This window comes from Actinomyces sp. oral taxon 448 str. F0400, from assembly GCF_000220835.1.
Taxonomy (GTDB): Bacteria; Actinomycetota; Actinomycetes; order Actinomycetales; family Actinomycetaceae; genus Actinomyces.
This window is the reverse complement of record NZ_GL985606.1, coordinates 422,008-440,464: the sequence shown is the minus strand read 5'-3', so window position 1 is coordinate 440,464 and position 18,457 is coordinate 422,008. Positions and strand designations below refer to the sequence as shown.

Genomic DNA, 18,457 nt, shown 5'->3' with positions numbered 1-18,457 from the left:
AAGGGCCCGTGCCCCCACCACCCGCACGAGAAGGGCCCGCAGCTGCCGGCCCCGCCGGCCGGCCGGCGACAACCGGCCCTGCCGGCCCGGGGGCGGGGCGTGCGGCGGCCTCGTCCCGGGGACAGAACCTGCTGGCCGCCGGCGGCACCAGCACACCGGGCCAAGGACCCACTCCCACCACCGGCCGACAGCCCGGCCGCGCCCGCCCACCCCACCGCAGAACCCGCCCCACCACAAAACGCGACACCAACCTAAACCGCTGAACCACAGGGGTCAGACCAGCGTCCCCTTCTACCCGCGGTCCGTCCGCTGATCCAGCACGCTCACGGCCGCAACCCCGAGACGGAATGCTCACGAGGATGCCGGCCGACGGACCGATGTTGCGGTCACGGCGGCCCAAGGTGTTCCGGATTGTGCTCGGATCGCACGTCGACACTCCCGGTGGCCGGGCGACGTCGCGTTCGACGTCTGACAGACTGGCTTCTATGTCGACCCCTCCGACTCCCACTCCGCCGGCCGCGTCCGGGTTTCCTCCGCAGCGGTCGGGGAACCGCACCGTCGTCGTCCTGCTTATTGTCGTGGCGCTTCTCGTGGCCGTTATCGTCGCCCTTCTGCTGACCCGCGGCAAGTCGGGCCCGTCGGCGATGGAGGCGTCGTCGTCTCCTCCGACATCGTCGGCCGCGCCGCCGCCGTCAGCAGCGGAGCCCGGCACTTCTCCGACGGCGGAGCCGACGCCGGAGAGGACGTCTGCGCCGACGTTGACGGATTCTCAGTCTTTGGAGATCGCGCACAATGAGATCACTCGTGACCCGGACGATCCTCGCGCCCAGGGGTCGGTGGATGCGCCGGTGGTCATGGTGTTGTATTCCGATTTCGCCTGCCCGTACTGCACGGTCTTCGCCCAGGAGGTCGAGCCCCAGCTGGAAGATCTGGTGGCTGATGGTACGTTGCGCATTGAGTGGCGTGATCTGGCGCAGATCACTGAGACGTCTCCGTTGGCCGCTCAGGCGGGGATCGCCGCTGGAAATCAGGGAAAGTTCTGGGAGTTCCACGACGTCGTCTACGCCGCTGCCGATCCTCAGGCCCATCCTGATTACACCGAGGACTCGCTTGTGGACTTCGCCCAGCAGGCGGGCGTCCCCGACCTCGACCGCTTCCGTGCGGACATGAATGACCCCGCCACTGCTTCTGCGGTTTCCGAGGCGACGAATCATGCTCATTCTCTCGGCATCCAGGGGACGCCTTTCCTCATTATCAATGACGCTGTCATCGCAGGGTATCGTCCGGTCGACTACGTACGGGCTACGATCGCCGAGCAGGCGACCAATGCCTCCTGAAGTTCTGTTCTTGATGCCGGTCACCAACAGGACCGAGGAAGCTTAGCGATCCGCTATCGTAATTCTCCCGTCGAGTGAGGGGATTGTTTCCACCGGCCGGTTTCAACAACAACAGTTCAGACGCGCTCGATCCCATTCAGGTCAAGGCAGGTGCGAGTTCGAAGGCCGTGTGAGCGCGGTCTCGGCCGTGCGGTCCCGGTGTCGCGGGCCTGCGGGTCGCCGCCGTCAAGAGCGGATGGGCTGGCAGCGGATGCGCCGGAACCTGAGATACTTCACCGGAACCTGAGATACTTCAACGGTCTCACACCCCGCCGGCGGGCGCCGGCACCACCCCGAGGAGCAACGATGGCACTGAGTATTGGCGTAGACGTCGGCGGCACGAAGATCGCAGCGGGGGTGGTCGATGAGGACGGCGCGGTTCTCGCCACACTGCACAGGCGGTCACCGGCCACCGCCCGCAACGCCATCTTCACCACCATCGCCGACGTGGTCAACGAACTCGCCGTCCACTACGACGCCCCCACCATCGGCGTCGGCGCCGCCGGCTTCACCTCCTCGGATCGCAACACCATGGTCCACGGCACCAACCTCGACTGGACCGGGGCGCGCATCGCCGACGAAGTCGCCGAGCGCACCGGCAAGCGTGTCGTCGTCGAGAACGACGCCAACGCCGCCGGCTGGGCCGAGGCCCGGTTCGGCGCCGCGGCGGGCAAGGCCAACGTCCTCGTCATCACCCTGGGCACCGGCGTGGGCGGTGCCGTCATCATCGACGGCCGCCTCGTGCGCGGCGCCGCCGGCTTCGCCGCCGAAGTCGGCCACATCACCATCGTCCCCGACGGGCGCCCCTGCGGTTGCGGCCTGCGAGGGTGCCTGGAGCGCTACGGCTCGGGCACCGCCTTGGGTGTCAACGGCTGGGAGCTGGCCACATTCCGCCCCGACTACGCCGCCCGCATCATCGAACTCTCCGGCGGGGATGCCAACAGGATCTCCGGCAAGGCCGTCACCGCCGCCGCCCGCGAGGACGATCCCGCCGCCCTGGAGTGCTACGCCCGCCTGGGCGACGCCCTGGGCATCGGCCTGGCCGACCTGTGCGCCGTTCTCGATCCCGAGGTCATCGTGCTCGCCGGCGGCCTGACTGAGGCCGGTGACATCCTTCTGACGCCCGTGCGCAAGAGCTTCACCCAGCACCTGACCGCCCGCATCCACCGCCCCGCCATCCCCGTAATCATCTCCAGCGCCGGGCAGGAGGCCGGCCTCATCGGCGCCGCCGATCTCGCTCGACAGGACTGACCCGCCCGGATCCGCCGCCCCCCTGAGATCCGACGAGCAGCCGCCGCGTCGCCCCCCGACGAATATGCTCACTTATCCGCCGAGGCTGTAGTGTGCGCGGAGCACGGCTCCGGTTCGGGGCCGGGAGAGGAACGAGTGTGTCCGCATCCACGATCAGCCGCAGGGCCGTCATCGCAGTCCTGGGAACAGCTGGAGCAGGCGCGATTTTGAGCGCCGCCGCCTGCGGGCACGGATCCTCCGGCCGCGCGCCCACCGCCGCCGACTCCGCAACCGGCGTGGCGAGCCCGACGCCTCCGGCCTCGAACGCACCCGACGTCGTCGATCCGGCGGACCTGCCGTCCTACGACTACGAGGGACGCGACCTGGCCGTCATCAGCCAGGGGGAAGCCATGGCGGGCCGCCTCTACGTGCCCGCCATCGCCGACCCTGTCCCACTGATCATCTGCTCCCACGGGCTCGTCGGTTCCATCCACGATCTCGACTCGGTGGCCCAGACCCTCGCCGGACTGGGACTGGCCTCCTACTGCTTCGCCTTCCGCAATGGCGGCCCTGAAGCCGGAGACACCACGCGCATGTCCGTCATGACCGAAGTCGCCGACCTCGAGGCCGTCGTGGCCGCCGCCCGCTCCGCCGCCGACGGCTGGGAGGCCGTTGACCCTCGGCGAATCGTTCTGCAGGGCGTCAGCCAGGGCGGAACGGTCAGCACCATCACCGCCGCCCGCCACCCGGAGGAGATAGCGGGACTGGCGCTGTGGTACCCGGCCTTCTCCATCACCGAGGACCTCCACCACGTCTTCACCTCCCTGGACGAGGTTCCCCAGTCCGTCACCCTCGGGGGATACAGCCTGGGCCGCATCTACGCCGAGGACATGTGGGACTACGACGTGTACGCCGATATGGGCCGCTATCCCTCACCGGTCCTCATCGTCCACGGCACCGCCGACCCCACCGCGCCCATCAGTTACTCCGAGCGGGCCGTGCGCACCTTCCCCGATGCCGAGCTCGTCACCATCGACGGCGCGGGTCACGGTTTCTCGGGGCAGGCGTGGGACCGGGCCATGGGAGGCACGACCGCCTACCTGCAGCGGATCGGCATGCTGGGCGACTGAGCCCCGGGGGCGGACCGACCGACAGACTGCCCGGCTCGGTCGCCCGGCCGAAGCCGAGCGGCCCGAGGCGGACCGCCCGACCCGCCTCGCCTTCGTCACGCCGCCCGATCGGGGCGGCGTGACGAAGGCGATGACGGCGCGAATCGCTCACTCCTCGCGCTGGAAGGACATAGTGGCGGCGTAGGTCTTCTCCGTGGGCCAGCGGCTGGTGACCGCCTTGGCCCGGGTGTAGAACCGGACGCCCTCGGGGCCATGGATGTGGGTGTCACCCAGGAGCGACTCCTTCCACCCGCCGAAGGAGTAGTAGGCCACCGGGGTGGGGATCGGCACGTTGATGCCCACCATGCCGGCCTCGACGTCGAGTTCGAAGCGGCGGGCCACACCGCCGTCGTTAGTGAAGACGGCAGCGCCGTTGCCGAACGGCGAGGAGTTGACCTGCCTGATGGCCTCCTCGTAGGTGTCGGCGTGGACGATCGCCAGGACCGGGCCGAAGACCTCCTCGGTGTAGAGCGAGGACTCCAGCGGGACGTTGTCGACGATGGTCGGGCCGAGGAAGTGGCCCTTCTCATGGCCGGGGATGACCAGCGGGCGACCATCGAGGACGATCTCGGCGCCCTTGGCCTCGGCGTCGTCGATGAGACCGACGATGAACTTCTTGGACTTGGCGTCGATGACCGGCCCCATCTCGACGCCCTCGTCCATGCCGTAGCCGACCTTGATCCTCTCGGCGTGGGCCTTGACGCGGCGGGCCAGATCCGGACCGCAGCCGCCGACGGCGACAACGACTGGCAGGGCCATGCAGCGCTCGCCGGCGGCGCCGAAAGCGGCGGCGGAGATGTGCTGGGCGGCGAAGTCCAGATCGGAGTCGGGCATGACGATGGCGTGGTTGTTCGCCCCGCCCAGCGCCTGAACGCGCTTGCCGTGGGTGATGCCCGTGTTCTGGACGATGTGAGCCACGGGGGTGGAACCCACGAAGGAGATGGCGTCAATACCGGGGTGCTCGAGCACTTTGGAGACCATGGTGCGGTTGCCGGAGACGACGTTGAAGACGCCGTCGGGCAGACCCGCCTTCTTGTAGAGCTCGGCGGTCAGCAGGGCGGCCGACGGGGTGGCGGAGGCCGGCTTGAGGATGAAGGCGTTGCCGGTGGCGATGGCCAGCGGGTGCATCCACATCGGCACCATCGCCGGGAAGTTGAAGGGGCAGATGCCGGCGACCACGCCCACGGGCTGGCGGAGCGTGTGGATGTCCACGCCGGTGGACACGTCGAAGGAGTACTCGCCCTTGAGAGCCGCATTGATGGCGGTGGCGAAGTCGAGGGTCTCGCGACCGCGCTGGATCTCGCCGACGGCGTCGGAGTAGTTCTTGCCGTGCTCGGCCACGATCATGCGAGCCATCTCGTCCTGATGGTCCAGGACGAGCTGACGCATGCGGAACATGATGGCCGTGCGCTTGGCCAGCGGCACCCGGGCCCACTCCTTCTGGGCGCGACGGGCGACGTCGACCGCGTGATCGAGATCGGCGTCCGAGGCCTGGAGAAGCTCCGCCTCGATATCGCCCGTGCCCGGGTTCTCCACCTCGAAGCGCCCGGTGGGGCTGCCCTCGTAGTACTGGCCGTTGATCCAGTGGGGAATCGTCTTCATTCGCACTCTCCTCGCACCCTCCGGGCGTCTTCGTCGACAGTCGCGCGACCGGACATCCGCGACGAGGACCAGCATAGGGCCTTCCTGTCACTTTGTCATTACATATGTCGTGATATTCACTCGTCGTTCACGCGCCGGACGACCGACTCCCGCACGTCGGCGCCATCCAGATCGAGCTCCTCGACGACATCAGGGTCGAGCTCGTCGGGCCGCAGCACCGGATTGTCACCGGCCGACAGGAAGATGCTCACCCAGCGCGAGCGGTCGTCGGAGTCGATGAGCATGCATTTGACGAACAGCGTCAGCGGCACCGCCAAGATCGCCCCGAGCGCACCGATGACCTGGCTCCACAGGAGCAGGGACAGGAAGGTCGTCGTCGTGTTCAGACCCACGGCGTCACCGGTGAACTTAGGCTGAATGAGGGACTGGATGACGAAGTTGAGAACGGAGTAGATGACGATCACCCACAGGGCCGTCCACGGCCCCGAGTCCACCAGGGCCAGCAGAGCCGGCGGAATGACGCCGATGAAGAAGCCGATATTGGGGATGTAGTTCGTGATGAACGACAGCACGCCCCATGTCACCGCCATGGGCACCCCGAGCAGGCCCAGAGCGACGGCGTCGAGCACCGCCACGATCAGGCCGAAGATCGTCGAGACCAGCCAGTAGGAGCGCACCGCTCCGGCGAAGTCCGCGAGCGCGGCGGCGATGCCGGGCTTGAGGATCGTCAGCGCCCGGGCGCGCGCCTCAATGCGGGACATGTCGAACATGAGGAAGATGACCGTCAGCGCCATGACGCTGAGGATGGAGCCGAGGCTGCTGATCTGGGAGAGGAGCCCCTGAGCCACCATGACGATGCGGCTCGTGTCCACCGCCTTCGAGATCTGGTCGAACAGTGAGGACCAGTCCACGCCGAAGCGCTCCAGGAGGGTCTGCGAGTTATGCCAGATCGTCTGGAACTTGGCCGTGTAATCGGGCAGGGTGTCGATGAGCTGGATGACGGCCACGCCCAGAGCCGCGAACATCGCCAGCACGAAGGCGTAGATGAGGAGGATCGCGCCGATGGCGGACACCGGTCGGGGCACGTGGTGACGGCTGGCCAGGCTCACCAGGGGGCGGACGGTGATGACCAGTGTGAGGGCGAAGAAGGCGGGCCCGATCAGGTCGCGCGCGCAGTAGACACCGACGCCACTGATGACGAGGGTGGCGATGGTGATCGCGATGGACTCGCCCTGAAGTCGACCAGTGGTTGCGGACTCGTATCCTCGGGCGGGTGCACAGGTGTCACTCATGGACGCATCCTCCCACGGGGAGGCGGTCGCCCCGCCGCGCCCGCCCCCTGCACGGCGCGTTCCGTCGGCGGACGGGGCGAGCCGTCCTGTGCGCGAGGTGTGGGAACGATCAGAGAGGCGAACCGGCCGATGGAGAAGGCGGGCGAGGATCTGATGGGCGCCGGTGATCCGGCGACCAGCCCCGCGGGCTCTCAAGGAAGCTCGGCGCCTTTGCCGAGCCGGGTCGATCTTACGCGTCCGGCTCGAGTCCCGTTACGGGGCCGCCGCCCACCCGACCGCTCCCGTCCGACTCACGCTCGGGATTGGTCGTTCACCGCAGGTGGTCGGCCAGCCAGGGATCGACGACGGCGTAGAACCCGTCGGGTCGACTGCGCCGCACGTCGTGGGCGGCCCCCGGCACGAGCGCCGTCGTCACGTGCGGGTTCGCGATTCGCTTCACGACCTCCAGTCCCTCGGGCCCCACGCGCGCCGCGCCGGGCCGGTCGCCGGTGACCAGGAGCGCGGGGACGGCCAGTGCCGCCATCGTCTCCGCCCACTCGGCCTCCGGGGCGACGACGCCGGTGCGCAGCAGCGCGGGGTCCATGCGCTGGCCGGCCCACACCCCTACGACCGCCTCGGAGTCGGGAATCTCGGCGTCGGCCAGCGCCCGCCTCACCGCTGCGGGCGGATCGGCGAGCTCAGCGGCGCGGGCCCGTTCGCGCGCGGCCCCGCGGGCCAGCAGCTCGGCCGGGCTGCGGGAGCCGTAACGGGCCGGGTCCGCCAGTACGACGCCGGTGAGCAGCTCGGGGCGGCGCGCCGCGACCACCATGGCGGTGGCCGCACCCATGGAGTGGCCGATGACGACGGGCGGGTCGGTTGCGGGCAGCCCCAGGGCGCGCCGACCGCGGTCCTGGACGAGGAGATCCTCCAGGACCGCGACGGCGTCGTCGACGAGGACCTCACCGGCGCGCTCCAGCTCCTGCGGCGCCCAGCGCGGTGACAGACCGTGGCCGCGGGCGTCGACGGCGACCACCCGGTAGCCCAGGGCGGTCCAGTGGTCGATGGCGTCTGTCTGGGAGAGCGCCGACGCCGTGATCCCGTGGAGGAGCACCAGGGTGGGGGCGTCGACGGGCCCGGCGGTGATGCGGGCGAGAGGATGACTCATGCCCTCATCCTGCCCCTCCGTCCGGTCCTACGTCCTGTGGTCGCGCGTGCCCGCGGCCGTCGCAACCGGCGGGAGCCGCGACGCCATCGGATCACATCGGATCAGGAATGGCCTCCGCGCCCGCACAGCTCGATGAGAAGAACGCCCGAGACGACCAGACCTATGCCGGTGATCACGGCGAACGACATTCTCTCCGAGAACACCAACCAGCCGACGACCGCCGTGGCGGCCACCCCCAGACCCGCCCACACGGCGTATGACTCCGCCAGCGGCGCACCGTGACGCAACGCGGCGAAGAAGAGGGCGAACGACGCCCCGTACCCGCAGACGGCGATCACCCACCAGATCCACGCCGCCGCGGCGGCCGTCGCAGCGCGCAGTGAGCTCGTCGCCAGCACCTCGGCGCCGATGGCGGTCAGCAAGAACCAGATGTGCATGCAGATGACTATACCGGACGTCCGGTATCACAATGTCGTCCATCCCGTCGAACGCTCCGCGTTCGTCGCGCAGGCCCTTGCCCGGCCCCGCAGTACCTGTAGGCTGAGATTGGAAAGCACGTCGCAAGGGGAAGCACGAGGAGGGCGATTCGGTGCCGGAATCTCAGCAGACCCTCACTCGTGACAGGATCCTCGACGCGGCGCAGAGAGTCCTGGTCCGCGATGGAGGGGATCGCCTGACGATCGCGTCCGTGGCCGAGGAGGCGCGTATCAGTAAGGGCGGCCTCTTCTACCACTTCGCGTCGAAGCAGGAACTCGTCGAGGGGCTGATCGAGAGGTACACCCAGGAGTTCGATCGTCTCCTCGAGGCGGCGGACGGCTCTCCGGGCTCGGCCGTCGAGGCCTACATCCAGTCGGCGAGCAGGTCCGACGGCCCGGCGTCCCGAGGGGTGATAGCGATGCTCGCCGCCGTCATCGTCAACTCGGAGGCGCTGGGGCTCCTGCGCCGGAAGTACGACGGCTGGAACGAGCGCCTGCACTCCGACGGAATTCCGCCTCACGTCGTCTCCACTGTGCGCTACGCCGTGGACGGGCTCTGGTTGGCCGACACGTTGCAACTCGCCGCCCCCAGCCAGAACTCCCGTGCCAAGACCATCGAGCTCCTCAAGGAGATGGTCAGGCCCTACCGGAAGGGCTGAACGGACCGACTGGTCCGGCGGGGCCGGTCGGGTCGAGCGGCGTCGGAGCAGACCGGAGCAGACCGGATCCATGTCCGGTCGACTACCGGTGAGGATCCTCGCGGAGGAGTGTCCCGCACACAACGCACGGAACGATCATCAGCATGATATTCGGCGCCCACCACCCGAGGTTAATGTCCCCGTAGAGCGCCCAGAAGGACACGGCCATGAGTCCCGCGCAGAAAGTGAGGGTCAGCCCGACTATCAGGATCTCCCTCCCGAACGGCCGCCCCCTGCCGACGAGGTGCGTCCCCCAGCAACCGAGCGTCGCGGCTAGAGAGTCCAGGGGGAGGAAGGACCAGTTCCAGGCCTGGATGGTGGCGTCCTCGTAGTCCTTGAAAGCTTTGTCGAGCGGAATGAGATGCATCGCGGTCGCCGCCCAGTAGGCCATCAAGCAGACATCCACGACCACGAGCACGACCCTGGCGTGACGCATCATCCCTCCCGATTCGTGCGATGATCCTCGCGCAGGACCTCATTCCCCAAAGGCCCGGCGGGCCTTCCCTGGTGCGGCGACCGAAGCCGACGAGGACCTCCCGGGGCGCATTCGACGACAACTATACCGGTCGTCCGGTTTACTTGTGAATGTGGGTCGGCCCACAGGTCTATGCTGACGACATGAGCGAGCGGAGCACGCACCGGATGAACGTGGAATCCTTCAACCTCGACCACACGCGGGTCGTCGCGCCCTTCGTGCGCATCGCCGACCGCAAACGCCTGCCGGGCGGCGACGAGCTGGTCAAGTACGACGTGCGCTTCTGCCAGCCCAATCGCGAGCACCTGGAGATGACGGCGGTTCACTCCATCGAGCACCTGACCGCCGAGCTCATGAGGAATCACACCGACCGGCTCATCGACTGGGGTCCGATGGGCTGCCAGACCGGCTTCTACGCCCTGACCCTGGGTCTGGAGCCGGCCGAGTTCCTGCCGTTGCTGGAGGCGACCTTCCGCGACATCCTGACGGCCACCGAGGTGCCCGCCGCCAACGAGGTGCAGTGCGGCTGGGGCGCCAACCACTCTTTGGAAGCCGCACAGGCGGCCGTGCGGGACTTCCTCGCGGCGCGCGATGAGTGGTCCGTCGTCGAGATCGACATGCCGAGCCGAGATTGACGGCGGCGACGTCGATCTCGTGCCGAAATGTCGATCTCGACGACGGGGCGCCGGGGCGGGAGCGATGCGCGCCTGCTCAGGCGCCCTGCGGCTCGGCGAGCTCGCGCCGCAGCGCTTCGACCGATGTGCTCCGTCGACGTCGTACCGCCAGGGTCATGGCCAGGGCCGAGGCCGCGGCCCACGCCAGGAGGACCGCCGTGGCGGCACTCACGCCCTCGCCGACCGTACCCAGCATGAGGCCCGACAGCGCCGAATGGAGCACGCCGACAGGTGCCACCAGAAGCGCACCGCTCGCCCGCGCCGCACTTCCGCCCAGAACCAGCACGCCCTGAGCGACGAGGGCCAGGAGGGAGACCGCCGCCCCTCCGCGCGGCCCGAAGACCGCCATGAGGGCCGCGTGCAGCACTGTCATCGCGACCGCGCCGACGGCGGTCAGCAGCACGGCTGGTCCGACGGACCCCGTACGGGCCCCGGCCAGAACGACGACGCCGATCAGCACGGGCGCCTGAACCAGGGCCAGACCGACGGCCGGCTTCAGCGAAGCGCCGGCAAGACGAGCCGGACTCATCGGGGCCTCGACCCGGCGCCGGGTCATCAGCCCCAGCCCGGAGACGACGACGAGCGCTCCGATCCACGAAGCGATGGCGATGGCGGCGGGGGCCGCCGAGGTCTCCGGTCGGGCGGAACCCGCCGCGCTCGTATCGACGCTGACCGGCTGAGCCAGCGCGGCGGCCAGGTCGGCGGCCTGCTGATCGGTGTAGGAGGGGACGGAATCCTCAGCGGTGCTCAGTCCGGTGGACAGGTCGTCGGCTCCGGTGGACAGGGTGCTCGCCCCGTCAGACAGCTGGGTGGCGCCGGAGGACAGGCTGCTCACGCCGTCGGACAAAGTGGTGGCTCCATCGGCCGCCGAGGTGGTGCCGGCGGCGAGCGAGGACGCGCCCGTCTCGAGTCGGGACAGGCCCTGGGAGAGGGTGTCGGCGCCGCCGGACAGTCGGGTGGCCCCGGTGGACAGACTGCTCGCGCCCGACGACAACTGCGACGTGCCGTCCGCGAGCGTGCTGGCGCCGTTGGACAGACTGTTCGCTCCGGTGGACAGCCGCGAGGTCCCGCCCGACAGGCTGCTCGCGCCCGACGACAGGGTGGAGGCGCTCGACGACAGAGTACTGGCCCCGCCCGACAGGGTGCTGGCCCCGCTGGACAGATTCGAGGCGCCGGCCGTCAGGTTGGAGCCCTGGCTGACGAGGGTGTTGAGGACTCCGGCCAGGGTTGCGCTGGAGGGGTCGGTCGGGTCGTAGAGGTCGGTGGAGCCGCCCAGACCGGTGCTGACGGCGGAGGCGGCGTCGGACAGGGTCTCCGACTGGTCGGACAGCGCTCCCAGGGCGCCGACCACGGTCGTCGGGTCGGTGGACGAGGGGTCGGTGCCGATCGCCTTCGATAGCCCGGACGCGCCAGTGGCGACCTCGGAAGCGCCCGAGGTGAGCCCGGCGCGCGGGGAACCTGGGGCTGTCGAACTCAGGGTGTTGAGAACACCGAGCATGGTGGCCCGCGACCCGTCGGTGTTGGCACCCGTGGCGGGGTCGTAGACGTCGGTGCTCCGGCCCATGCCGGCCGTGCTCGCCGCCAGGTACTGGCAGGTGGCGTCCTGCTCGCCGTGGTCGGAGACGCACTGCCGGTAGGCGGTCTCCAGCCCCGTGCCGGCCTGATTCGCCTGAGAGGCCAGGGTGTCGACGCCGGAGGTGTAGGAGTCGATGCCGCCCTCCAGCCGGTTCGCCCCGTCGGCGAGCGAGGACGCGCCCGTCACCAGGTTCGTGCCCGTGGCCGGATCCGTCGCGGTCAGCCTCTGGTGCAGCTGGTCGACGCCGGAGGTGTAGGAGTCCACGCCGCCCGCCAGCTGGGCCGCGCCGTCGACCAGGGAGGCGGCGGCGCCGTTCTGGGGGACGGTCAGGGCATCGCGGGCCCCGGTGACGCCGGTGACGTAGGAGTCCACGCCGGTGGAGAGGTTCGAAGTGCCGGTGGCCAGGGTGCTCGCACCGGAGTCCACCGTGGCCGCGCCGTCGGCCAGCGTCGAAGCTCCGGACGACAGACTCGACGCACCCGAATCCACCGAATCCGCACCATCGGCCAACGTCGAAGCCCCCGACGACAAACTCGACGCACCCGAATCCACCGAATCCGCACCATCGGCCAACGTCGAAGCCCCCGACGACAAACTCGACGCACCGTCGGACAGGTCCGCGGCCCCCGAGGAGGCCGAGGAGGTCCCGTCGGCCAGCTCGTCGGCGCCCGACTCCAGCCGGTTCAGCCCGTCCGCCAGCGTCGTGGCGCCCTGGGAGGCCTGGTCGGCGCCGGTGCTCAGGTCGTCGGCGCCCGACTCCAGAGAGTCCGCACCGGTGGACAGTCGATCGGCACCGCCGGCCGCCCGGCCGAGCTGATCCTTCATGTCGCTCAGCGACGTCAGCGACGCGTTGAGGTAGGCGACGGAGACGGTCGTGCCCAGGGAGGCGGCGGCCGCGGAGACGATCTCCTGACTGGCGGCACCGACCTCGGGGGAGGCGGTGCCGTTGGTCTGGACGTCGACGGTGGCGTCGCTCGGGGTGCCGCCGAGGGTGTCGACGACGGCCTGGCTGAAGCCTTCGGGGATGGTGATGACAACGTCGTACGTACCATCGGACAGACCCTGAGCGGCGGCGTCGGCCGTCACGACCGAGTAGTCCAGGGTGTCGGTGGTGGCGCCGGTGGAGGAGGAGGCGGTCAGAGCCGCGTCGGGGTCGGTCAAGCGGCCGAGCAGCAGTCGGCCGGCGGGCATGGTGGTGCCGTCGGAGGTGGTGGCGGGCGAGTCGAGATTGACGACGGCCGCGGGGATGGAGGCCGCCTTCGCCTTGGGCGCGGTCGCGGCGGAGACGACCATGAAGCCGGCGAGCGCCGGGACGAGAATGACGAGGATGGCCAGAATAATGGAGCGTCGTGTCATGAGGAGACCTCGGTTCCTTCGATTCCTTCCAGGGTGGGCCGGGTCCGGCGCGCGCGCCGGACCGTGCTCGGGGCGTTCGGGGCATCCGGGCCGCCCGGAGTGTCGGGGCTGTACGGGCCGTCGAGGCCGGCGATGCCCGGGTCGCCGGGGCTCTCGCCCTCGGACGGCGATCGGTCGGCCTGCGCCGGGGCCACGGCGCGGCGCTCGGGGGCGCGGCGGGTGTGCGCCGATCCGTCGGAGGCGATGTCGACGATCGAAGCGGGATCGACGTCGACGGGTGCGACCGAGGGCATGTCGGCGCCGCCGGTAACGACGACGGCGACGCCGTCGGCAGCGAGCTCGGCCACGCGCTGCCAGCGCCTGCCGCCGGGATCGTCGACGACGACGATGCGCACGTGCGGGGCGACATCGTCGTCGTAGGCGTGCACGGAGGTGGTGACGGTCTGGATGAAAGCGGTGCCGTCGGGCAGCACGTGGCCGTCGACGACAAGGACGCCGCTCGTCGGCTGGAGGCGCCCGCCGATGGCGGCGGCCAGCGCCCGGCGGGCCAGCGGGGTGGCGGCGCGCACGAGGGCGACCTCACCGGGAGCTACCGTCAGGTCCAGGTCGCGTACGGCTGCGCCGACGGCGTCGGCGAGGGTGACCGCCCGGGCGCGCAGGACGACATCACCGTGGGCGGCCGTCCACCTCTCATGCTCGAGGGTGCGCTCGAGCCCCTCGCCCTCGACGTCGATGACCGGAAGCTGGCGCTCCAGCCACCGGGGCAGCCACCAGGCCCTGGGCCCCAGGGCGGCCATGACCGCGGGGATGAGAGTCATGCGCACGATGAAGGCATCCGCGGCGATGCCCGCGGTCAGGGCGACGGCGATGGGTTTGACGTAGACGTTGTGACTGGGGACGAAAGCGGCGAAAACGCCGGTCATGATGAGAGCGGCGGCGCCGACGACGACCGCGGAGCCGGTGAAGCCCGACTCGACGGCGCGTCGGGCGTCATCAGGACGGCCCTGGCCGCGGATCCACTCCTCACGCATGCGCGAGACGAGGAACACCTCGTAGTCCATGGCCAGGCCGAAGAGCACGCCCATGACGATGACGGGCATGAAGGAGATGACCGCGCCGGTCCTGGACACGCCGAGGGCGTCGGCCATCCAGCCCCACCCCCATACCGCTCCGGCGGCGCCCATGCCCGCGGACAGGGAGAGCACGTAGCCGAGCGTAGCCGTCAGCGGCACCGCCACCGAGCGGAAGACGATCATGAGTAGGACGACGGACAACCCGACCACGACGATCCCGAACGGCAGCAGCGCCGCGTTCAGGGAGGTCGACACGTCGATGGCGACGGCGGTCTGCCCGGTGACCATGACATCGGTGATGCCGTACCGATCCTCGTAATCGGTGGCGCGGGAGCGGATGGCGCGCACCAGGTCCATGGTCTGCTCGTCGGCCTGCCCGGCGTCGGGGCGGATCTGGACGAGTCCCAGCGAGCCGTCCTCATTGGGGGTGGCCAGGGCGATGGAGGCGACACCGGGCAGAGAGCTGAGGTCGTCGGCAAGGTCGTCGACGACGCCGACGGGATCGGTGGTGGTGACGATGTCGGCGATGACAATGATGGGCGAGTTGTAGCCGGGGCCGTAGACCCGGGCGATGGCGTCGTAGGTCTCGCGCTGCTCGGTGCCCTTGTTGGCGAAGCCGTCGTCGGTCAGGGCCAGGTGCAGACTCCTGGCGGGGACGGCCGCCGTCCCCAGGATCACGACGACGACGGCGATGGTGGCCCACGGACGGCGGGTCACCAGGCCCACCCAGCGCCGGGAGGCGGGGGAGCGGGCGGCGGTCCGGCCGCTCCCGGCACGGCGGCCACCGCGCCGGGCCCCGATGTCGCGACGGTCGGCGCTGCGGCCGCCGGTCCCGACGCGTCGACGACTCGGACGCATCCGAGTGCCGGCCACGCCGATGAGGGCGGGCACGACGCTCAGGGCGACCGCGACGGCGACCGCCACCACGGCGGCGCTGGCCACGCCCATGACGGTCAGGAAGGGGATGCGGGCCACGGACAAGCCGCACAGGGCGAGGATGACGGTGGTGCCCGCGAAGACGACAGCGGACCCGGAGGTGGCTACAGCCCGTCCGGCGGCCTCATCGGGGGCCACGCCGTCGGCGAGGTACTCGCGGGCGCGGGAGATGATGAACAGGGCGTAGTCGATGCCGACGGCCAGGCCGATCATGACGGCCAGCACCGGGGTGGTGGAGTTGATGGAGGTCGCGCTGGCGGCCAGCAGGATGCCGAGCATGCCGACTCCGACGCCGATGAAGGCCGCCACCAGCGGGGCGCCGGCGGCCACGACCGAACCGAAGGTGGCCAGCAGGACGACGGCCGCGATCCCGACGCCGATGAGCTCGGTGGGGCCCAGCCCGATATCGGCGCTCTCGCCGATGGTACCGCCGAGCTGGATGGACAGATCGGGGTCGCCCGCCTCAGTGGCGGCGACGAGCTCGTCGAGAGCCTCGGACAGAGTAGCGGCCTTGTCCGTCTGCCCGGAGGTCATGCTGCCCACGGAGATGTCGGCCTGGATCTGGATTAGAACGTGGGCGCCGTCGTCCGAGACGGTGGAAGCGGTGGCCGGGGTGCTGCCGGAGGCGTCCGAGCCGAAGGGCTGGGAGACCAGGGCGACGCCGTCGAGGTCGGAGGCGGACTGGACGAAGCCGTCGACGGCGTCGCGGTGGTTCTCGATGTCACCGTCGTCGGCGGTGATGAGGACCTGTTCGGAGGTGCCGGCCGCTTGGGGGAGGCGCTGGGCGAGGATGTCCAGACCCGTCATGGACTCGGTGCCGGAGATGGTGAAGGTGTTGTTGAGCTTACCGCCGGTCAGCACGACGGCACCACCGAGCATGAGGATGATGAGGAGCCAGGCAGCCAGCACCCGGACGGCGTGTTCGGCGCACCAGCGGCCGAACCTGTACAGGAGTGCGGACACCCGGGATCCTTTCACATGTCGCGACGACGAGGCGGAAACAAGTTCAGTACAGGAACGTACTCGATACACTTCTGTATGAAAAATTCAGATGGTGTGAGCCCACTTACCACCGCTGCCCGGTACCATCGGTTCTAGCACTCGCCGTGCCGCCCTGACCGTCCTGATCGTCGACCCGAGACACCTGGAGCCCGCCATGCCGCCTACCGCGCGCCGCGCCACTCGCGAGTCCCGCAGCGGGCGCGGTCTGCGCAAGAGGGAGAACACCCGGGCTCGCCTGCGGGAGGCCGCGGCCGAGGTGATCATGGCCAAGGGGATGGAGGGCGCCCGCATCGACGACGTCGTCAGGCGAGCCGGTTTTACCCGGGGCGCCTTCTACTCCAACTACTCCTCGCTGGACGAGGTCCTCAACGAGGCGATCGTCGAGCGCCTGGCGGCGATGGTTGAACGGATCGAAGCCGCCGCCGACGCCATTGAAGGGGAGCCCACGATCGACTCGCTCATGGAGATGCTGGACTCGCTGCGCTCTGAGGCCCGCGTCATGTACATCATCTGCACCGAGCACATGCTCCATCGGATGCGCCATCCCGATTCGCCGCAGGTTCCCGCGGCCGGCCGTCGGGTCCTGGACACGGCCATCGCAGGCTGCGTCGAGTCCCTGCTGGCGCGGATGGGCAGGCGGCCGGTGGTAGCCGCGCAGGGCATCGGCGACGCCGTGTGCCTGTTCTTCCTCGACTCTCTGGCCGAGGAGGCGACGGGGATGACGATCGCGGGCCACGACGCCGACGACCCACGGGCCTACCTGCGGCACATCATCGGGGCGATCATCATGGCGCTGTCCGCTCCCGTGACCGAGGGCGACGCCGAGGCGAGCTGATGGCGCGGGAATGGTGCGGGTCGGCGGGGTGCACCCGACCGCTGCGGGCGGCACCCGCATAGGCTCAGGGCCATGAGCACGACTCCCGCATCTTCCCATCCCCGCCCGGTCGCCGCCGTCGTCGCCGTCGCCATGCCCGAGGAGGCCCGGCCGTTTTTGAAGGCTCTGCCCCGCTCCGACGCCGCCGAGCCCGTGGCACTGCACGGTGATGCCGAGGCGATCGCGCTCGTTGCGCCCAGTCCAGCCGGCAGCACAGTGCAGGGCGTCGGTCCGCGCGAGCTGCTCCTCGTGCGCAGCGGCATCGGACTGGTGGCGGCCGCCAGCGCCCTGGCCACCGCACTCACCCGGGTGACGCCCGACGTCGTCGTCTCGGCGGGCACGACGGGCGGGCTCGGGCTCGACGTCGAGGTCGGGGACGTGTGCGCCTCGACGGCCCTGGCCTTCACCGATGCCGACGCCACCGCCTTCGGCTACGCCTACGGGCAGACGCCGGGCCAGCCGGCCGTCTTCGAGGCGGACGCGGCACTGCTGACGCGGGTGGAGGAGGTCGGGCCCGCCGCGCTGGCGGGGGCGACGCCGTCGTCGGGTTCGGCGCGCATTCGCGTTGGCCGGATGCTGGCGGGGAATTCGTTCGTCACGGCGGCGACGGCGGGCCGAGTGCGCAAGCTGTTCCCGCGGGCGGTGAGCACGGACATGGAGTCGACGGCGTTGGCGCAGGTGGCCGCGGGGGCCGGGGTCCCGTTCGTCTCGATCCGCGGCGTCTCCGACCTGTGCGGACCGCGGGCCGGGCAGGACTTCCACATCGGCGTCGACGAAGCCGCCGCCCGCAGCGCCGCCGTCGTCCTGGCGGTCCTGGGCGGAACGCGCTGACGCGGCGACCCCTCACTCATCCTCTTCGTCGTGTTTTAGGTGGTCAGGGCCCAGGGGATGGCTTCGTCGAGGTACCAGGTCCAGAAGGCGCGGCGGGCTTCGATGTCGAGCTCTTCGGCGGGCTGCCAGTTCATACCACCGGCAGCAGCACTCGCACACGAATAGCTCGGCTCAAGAGCGTCAGGAAGAAGCTCATCATCGTCATCCTCATCCTCCGCAGTGTCATAGTCGGGGTTACGACAACACGCCGAGAAAACAGTCTTCGAAGCCGCATCAGCGACCCTAATAGCCGGCTCAAGATCAGGAGTCACATCGGTGCGGACAATAATGTCGTCGAAGAACTGCCCGGCTCGCTTCTCGGCCTGGCCGGGGTCCGCTTTGCGGTCGATGAGGGCCTGCGTCAGGGCGAGCATCTCCTCCACGCCCGGGTTCGACGGGAACGTGCGGTCCCAGTAGTGCTGCACATGACGCACGCACGCGATCTTCAAGTAGGTCCGGTGCCGGTAGGACGCCTCCGGATCATCCGGATCATCCATCGCCACCCAGATCCGCGTCCGCTGCGCAATACCGAGAATCCCCTCGCTGCTGGCGGCCAACTCGGCCCGACCGCGCTCAACCTCCCTATTCACAGCAACCATATCAATCATGAGTCTCGCCCCCTCCTTTCCTTCGT

The 18,457-nt window shown here is 69.7% G+C and carries 15 protein-coding genes; 7 read left to right on the top strand and 8 right to left on the bottom strand.

What is annotated here, in order from left to right; all coding sequences use genetic code 11:
- Positions 1-485: 485 nt before the first annotated feature.
- The 3 genes from HMPREF9062_RS01950 (at position 486) to HMPREF9062_RS01940 (ending at position 3,736) form a co-directional block, all read left to right on the top strand.
- Positions 486-1,337 carry a DsbA family protein gene (locus HMPREF9062_RS01950; protein ID WP_009748326.1) on the top strand — a complete coding sequence of 284 codons (852 nt, stop codon included), beginning with the start codon at positions 486-488 and terminating at the stop codon, positions 1,335-1,337.
- A gap of 345 nt (positions 1,338-1,682) precedes the next feature.
- Positions 1,683-2,627: an ROK family glucokinase gene (locus HMPREF9062_RS01945; protein ID WP_009748325.1), complete on the top strand. Its 945-nt coding sequence runs from the start codon at positions 1,683-1,685 to the stop codon at positions 2,625-2,627.
- Positions 2,628-2,764: 137 nt separating this feature from the next.
- Positions 2,765-3,736, top strand: coding sequence for an alpha/beta hydrolase family protein (locus tag HMPREF9062_RS01940; protein WP_034253520.1), 972 nt, complete (start codon positions 2,765-2,767; stop codon positions 3,734-3,736).
- A gap of 147 nt (positions 3,737-3,883) precedes the next feature.
- On the opposite strand, the gene HMPREF9062_RS01935 is transcribed toward HMPREF9062_RS01940, so the two are convergent.
- The 4 genes from HMPREF9062_RS01935 to HMPREF9062_RS01920 all read right to left on the bottom strand — a co-directional run bounded on the left by HMPREF9062_RS01935 (position 3,884) and on the right by HMPREF9062_RS01920 (position 8,250).
- Positions 3,884-5,377, bottom strand: coding sequence for a CoA-acylating methylmalonate-semialdehyde dehydrogenase (locus tag HMPREF9062_RS01935; RefSeq protein WP_009748323.1), 1,494 nt, complete (start codon positions 5,375-5,377; stop codon positions 3,884-3,886).
- Between the two features lie 116 nt (positions 5,378-5,493).
- Positions 5,494-6,669 carry an AI-2E family transporter gene (locus HMPREF9062_RS01930; RefSeq protein WP_009748322.1) on the bottom strand — a complete coding sequence of 392 codons (1,176 nt, stop codon included), beginning with the start codon at positions 6,667-6,669 and terminating at the stop codon, positions 5,494-5,496.
- 310 nt (positions 6,670-6,979) lie between these two features.
- Positions 6,980-7,813, bottom strand: coding sequence for an alpha/beta fold hydrolase (locus HMPREF9062_RS01925; RefSeq protein WP_009748321.1), 834 nt, complete (start codon positions 7,811-7,813; stop codon positions 6,980-6,982).
- Positions 7,814-7,914: 101 nt separating this feature from the next.
- On the bottom strand, positions 7,915-8,250 hold the full coding sequence (locus HMPREF9062_RS01920; protein ID WP_009748320.1) for a DMT family transporter: 336 nt from the start codon (positions 8,248-8,250) through the stop codon (positions 7,915-7,917).
- Positions 8,251-8,402: 152 nt separating this feature from the next.
- Here HMPREF9062_RS01920 and HMPREF9062_RS01915 point away from each other — a divergent pair, with 152 nt between their 5' ends.
- The gene (locus tag HMPREF9062_RS01915) at positions 8,403-8,948 is read left to right on the top strand and encodes a TetR/AcrR family transcriptional regulator (protein WP_009748319.1); all 546 of its coding nucleotides are present in this window, start codon (positions 8,403-8,405) and stop codon (positions 8,946-8,948) included.
- 82 nt (positions 8,949-9,030) lie between these two features.
- On the opposite strand, the gene HMPREF9062_RS01910 is transcribed toward HMPREF9062_RS01915, so the two are convergent.
- Positions 9,031-9,423, bottom strand: coding sequence for a YvaD family protein (locus HMPREF9062_RS01910; RefSeq protein ID WP_050795301.1), 393 nt, complete (start codon positions 9,421-9,423; stop codon positions 9,031-9,033).
- A gap of 182 nt (positions 9,424-9,605) precedes the next feature.
- Here HMPREF9062_RS01910 and HMPREF9062_RS01905 point away from each other — a divergent pair, with 182 nt between their 5' ends.
- On the top strand, positions 9,606-10,097 hold the full coding sequence (locus HMPREF9062_RS01905; RefSeq protein WP_034254512.1) for an S-ribosylhomocysteine lyase: 492 nt from the start codon (positions 9,606-9,608) through the stop codon (positions 10,095-10,097).
- Between the two features lie 76 nt (positions 10,098-10,173).
- Here the strand turns inward: HMPREF9062_RS01905 and HMPREF9062_RS01900 are convergent, their stop codons facing one another.
- Both HMPREF9062_RS01900 and HMPREF9062_RS01895 read right to left on the bottom strand, forming a co-directional pair.
- The gene (locus HMPREF9062_RS01900; protein ID WP_009748316.1) at positions 10,174-13,068 is read right to left on the bottom strand and encodes a hypothetical protein; all 2,895 of its coding nucleotides are present in this window, start codon (positions 13,066-13,068) and stop codon (positions 10,174-10,176) included.
- Positions 13,065-16,040 carry an MMPL family transporter gene (locus HMPREF9062_RS01895; RefSeq protein ID WP_009748315.1) on the bottom strand — a complete coding sequence of 992 codons (2,976 nt, stop codon included), beginning with the start codon at positions 16,038-16,040 and terminating at the stop codon, positions 13,065-13,067. Before HMPREF9062_RS01895 ends, HMPREF9062_RS01900 begins: the two co-directional genes overlap by 4 nt.
- A gap of 193 nt (positions 16,041-16,233) precedes the next feature.
- Here HMPREF9062_RS01895 and HMPREF9062_RS01890 point away from each other — a divergent pair, with 193 nt between their 5' ends.
- Together HMPREF9062_RS01890 and mtnN are read left to right on the top strand one after the other, a co-directional pair.
- Positions 16,234-16,914 (top strand): TetR/AcrR family transcriptional regulator, encoded by a 681-nt coding sequence (locus HMPREF9062_RS01890; RefSeq protein ID WP_009748314.1) that lies wholly within the window; start codon positions 16,234-16,236, stop codon positions 16,912-16,914.
- A gap of 72 nt (positions 16,915-16,986) precedes the next feature.
- Positions 16,987-17,784: a 5'-methylthioadenosine/S-adenosylhomocysteine nucleosidase gene (mtnN, locus tag HMPREF9062_RS01885; RefSeq protein WP_009748313.1), complete on the top strand. Its 798-nt coding sequence runs from the start codon at positions 16,987-16,989 to the stop codon at positions 17,782-17,784.
- Positions 17,785-17,819: 35 nt separating this feature from the next.
- Here mtnN and HMPREF9062_RS01880 read toward each other — a convergent pair whose 3' ends face one another.
- Complete coding sequence (locus tag HMPREF9062_RS01880; protein WP_009748312.1) at positions 17,820-18,431, bottom strand: Imm5 family immunity protein; 612 nt, start codon at positions 18,429-18,431, stop codon at positions 17,820-17,822.
- Positions 18,432-18,457 lie beyond the last annotated feature (26 nt).

Bases quoted from the DNA above. Each gene is read 5' to 3' on its own strand.
- HMPREF9062_RS01950 (WP_009748326.1), top strand. From the start codon at position 486: ATGTCGACCCCTCCGACTCCCACTCCGCCGGCCGCGTCCGGGTTTCCT.
- HMPREF9062_RS01945 (WP_009748325.1), top strand. From the start codon at position 1,683: ATGGCACTGAGTATTGGCGTAGACGTCGGCGGCACGAAGATCGCAGCG.
- HMPREF9062_RS01935 (WP_009748323.1), bottom strand. From the start codon at position 5,377: ATGAAGACGATTCCCCACTGGATCAACGGCCAGTACTACGAGGGCAGC.
- HMPREF9062_RS01930 (WP_009748322.1), bottom strand. From the start codon at position 6,669: ATGAGTGACACCTGTGCACCCGCCCGAGGATACGAGTCCGCAACCACT.
- HMPREF9062_RS01925 (WP_009748321.1), bottom strand. From the start codon at position 7,813: ATGAGTCATCCTCTCGCCCGCATCACCGCCGGGCCCGTCGACGCCCCC.
- HMPREF9062_RS01920 (WP_009748320.1), bottom strand. From the start codon at position 8,250: ATGCACATCTGGTTCTTGCTGACCGCCATCGGCGCCGAGGTGCTGGCG.
- HMPREF9062_RS01910 (WP_050795301.1), bottom strand. From the start codon at position 9,423: ATGCGTCACGCCAGGGTCGTGCTCGTGGTCGTGGATGTCTGCTTGATG.
- HMPREF9062_RS01905 (WP_034254512.1), top strand. From the start codon at position 9,606: ATGAGCGAGCGGAGCACGCACCGGATGAACGTGGAATCCTTCAACCTC.
- HMPREF9062_RS01900 (WP_009748316.1), bottom strand. From the start codon at position 13,068: ATGACACGACGCTCCATTATTCTGGCCATCCTCGTCATTCTCGTCCCG.
- HMPREF9062_RS01890 (WP_009748314.1), top strand. From the start codon at position 16,234: ATGCCGCCTACCGCGCGCCGCGCCACTCGCGAGTCCCGCAGCGGGCGC.
- mtnN (WP_009748313.1), top strand. From the start codon at position 16,987: ATGAGCACGACTCCCGCATCTTCCCATCCCCGCCCGGTCGCCGCCGTC.
- HMPREF9062_RS01880 (WP_009748312.1), bottom strand. From the start codon at position 18,431: ATGATTGATATGGTTGCTGTGAATAGGGAGGTTGAGCGCGGTCGGGCC.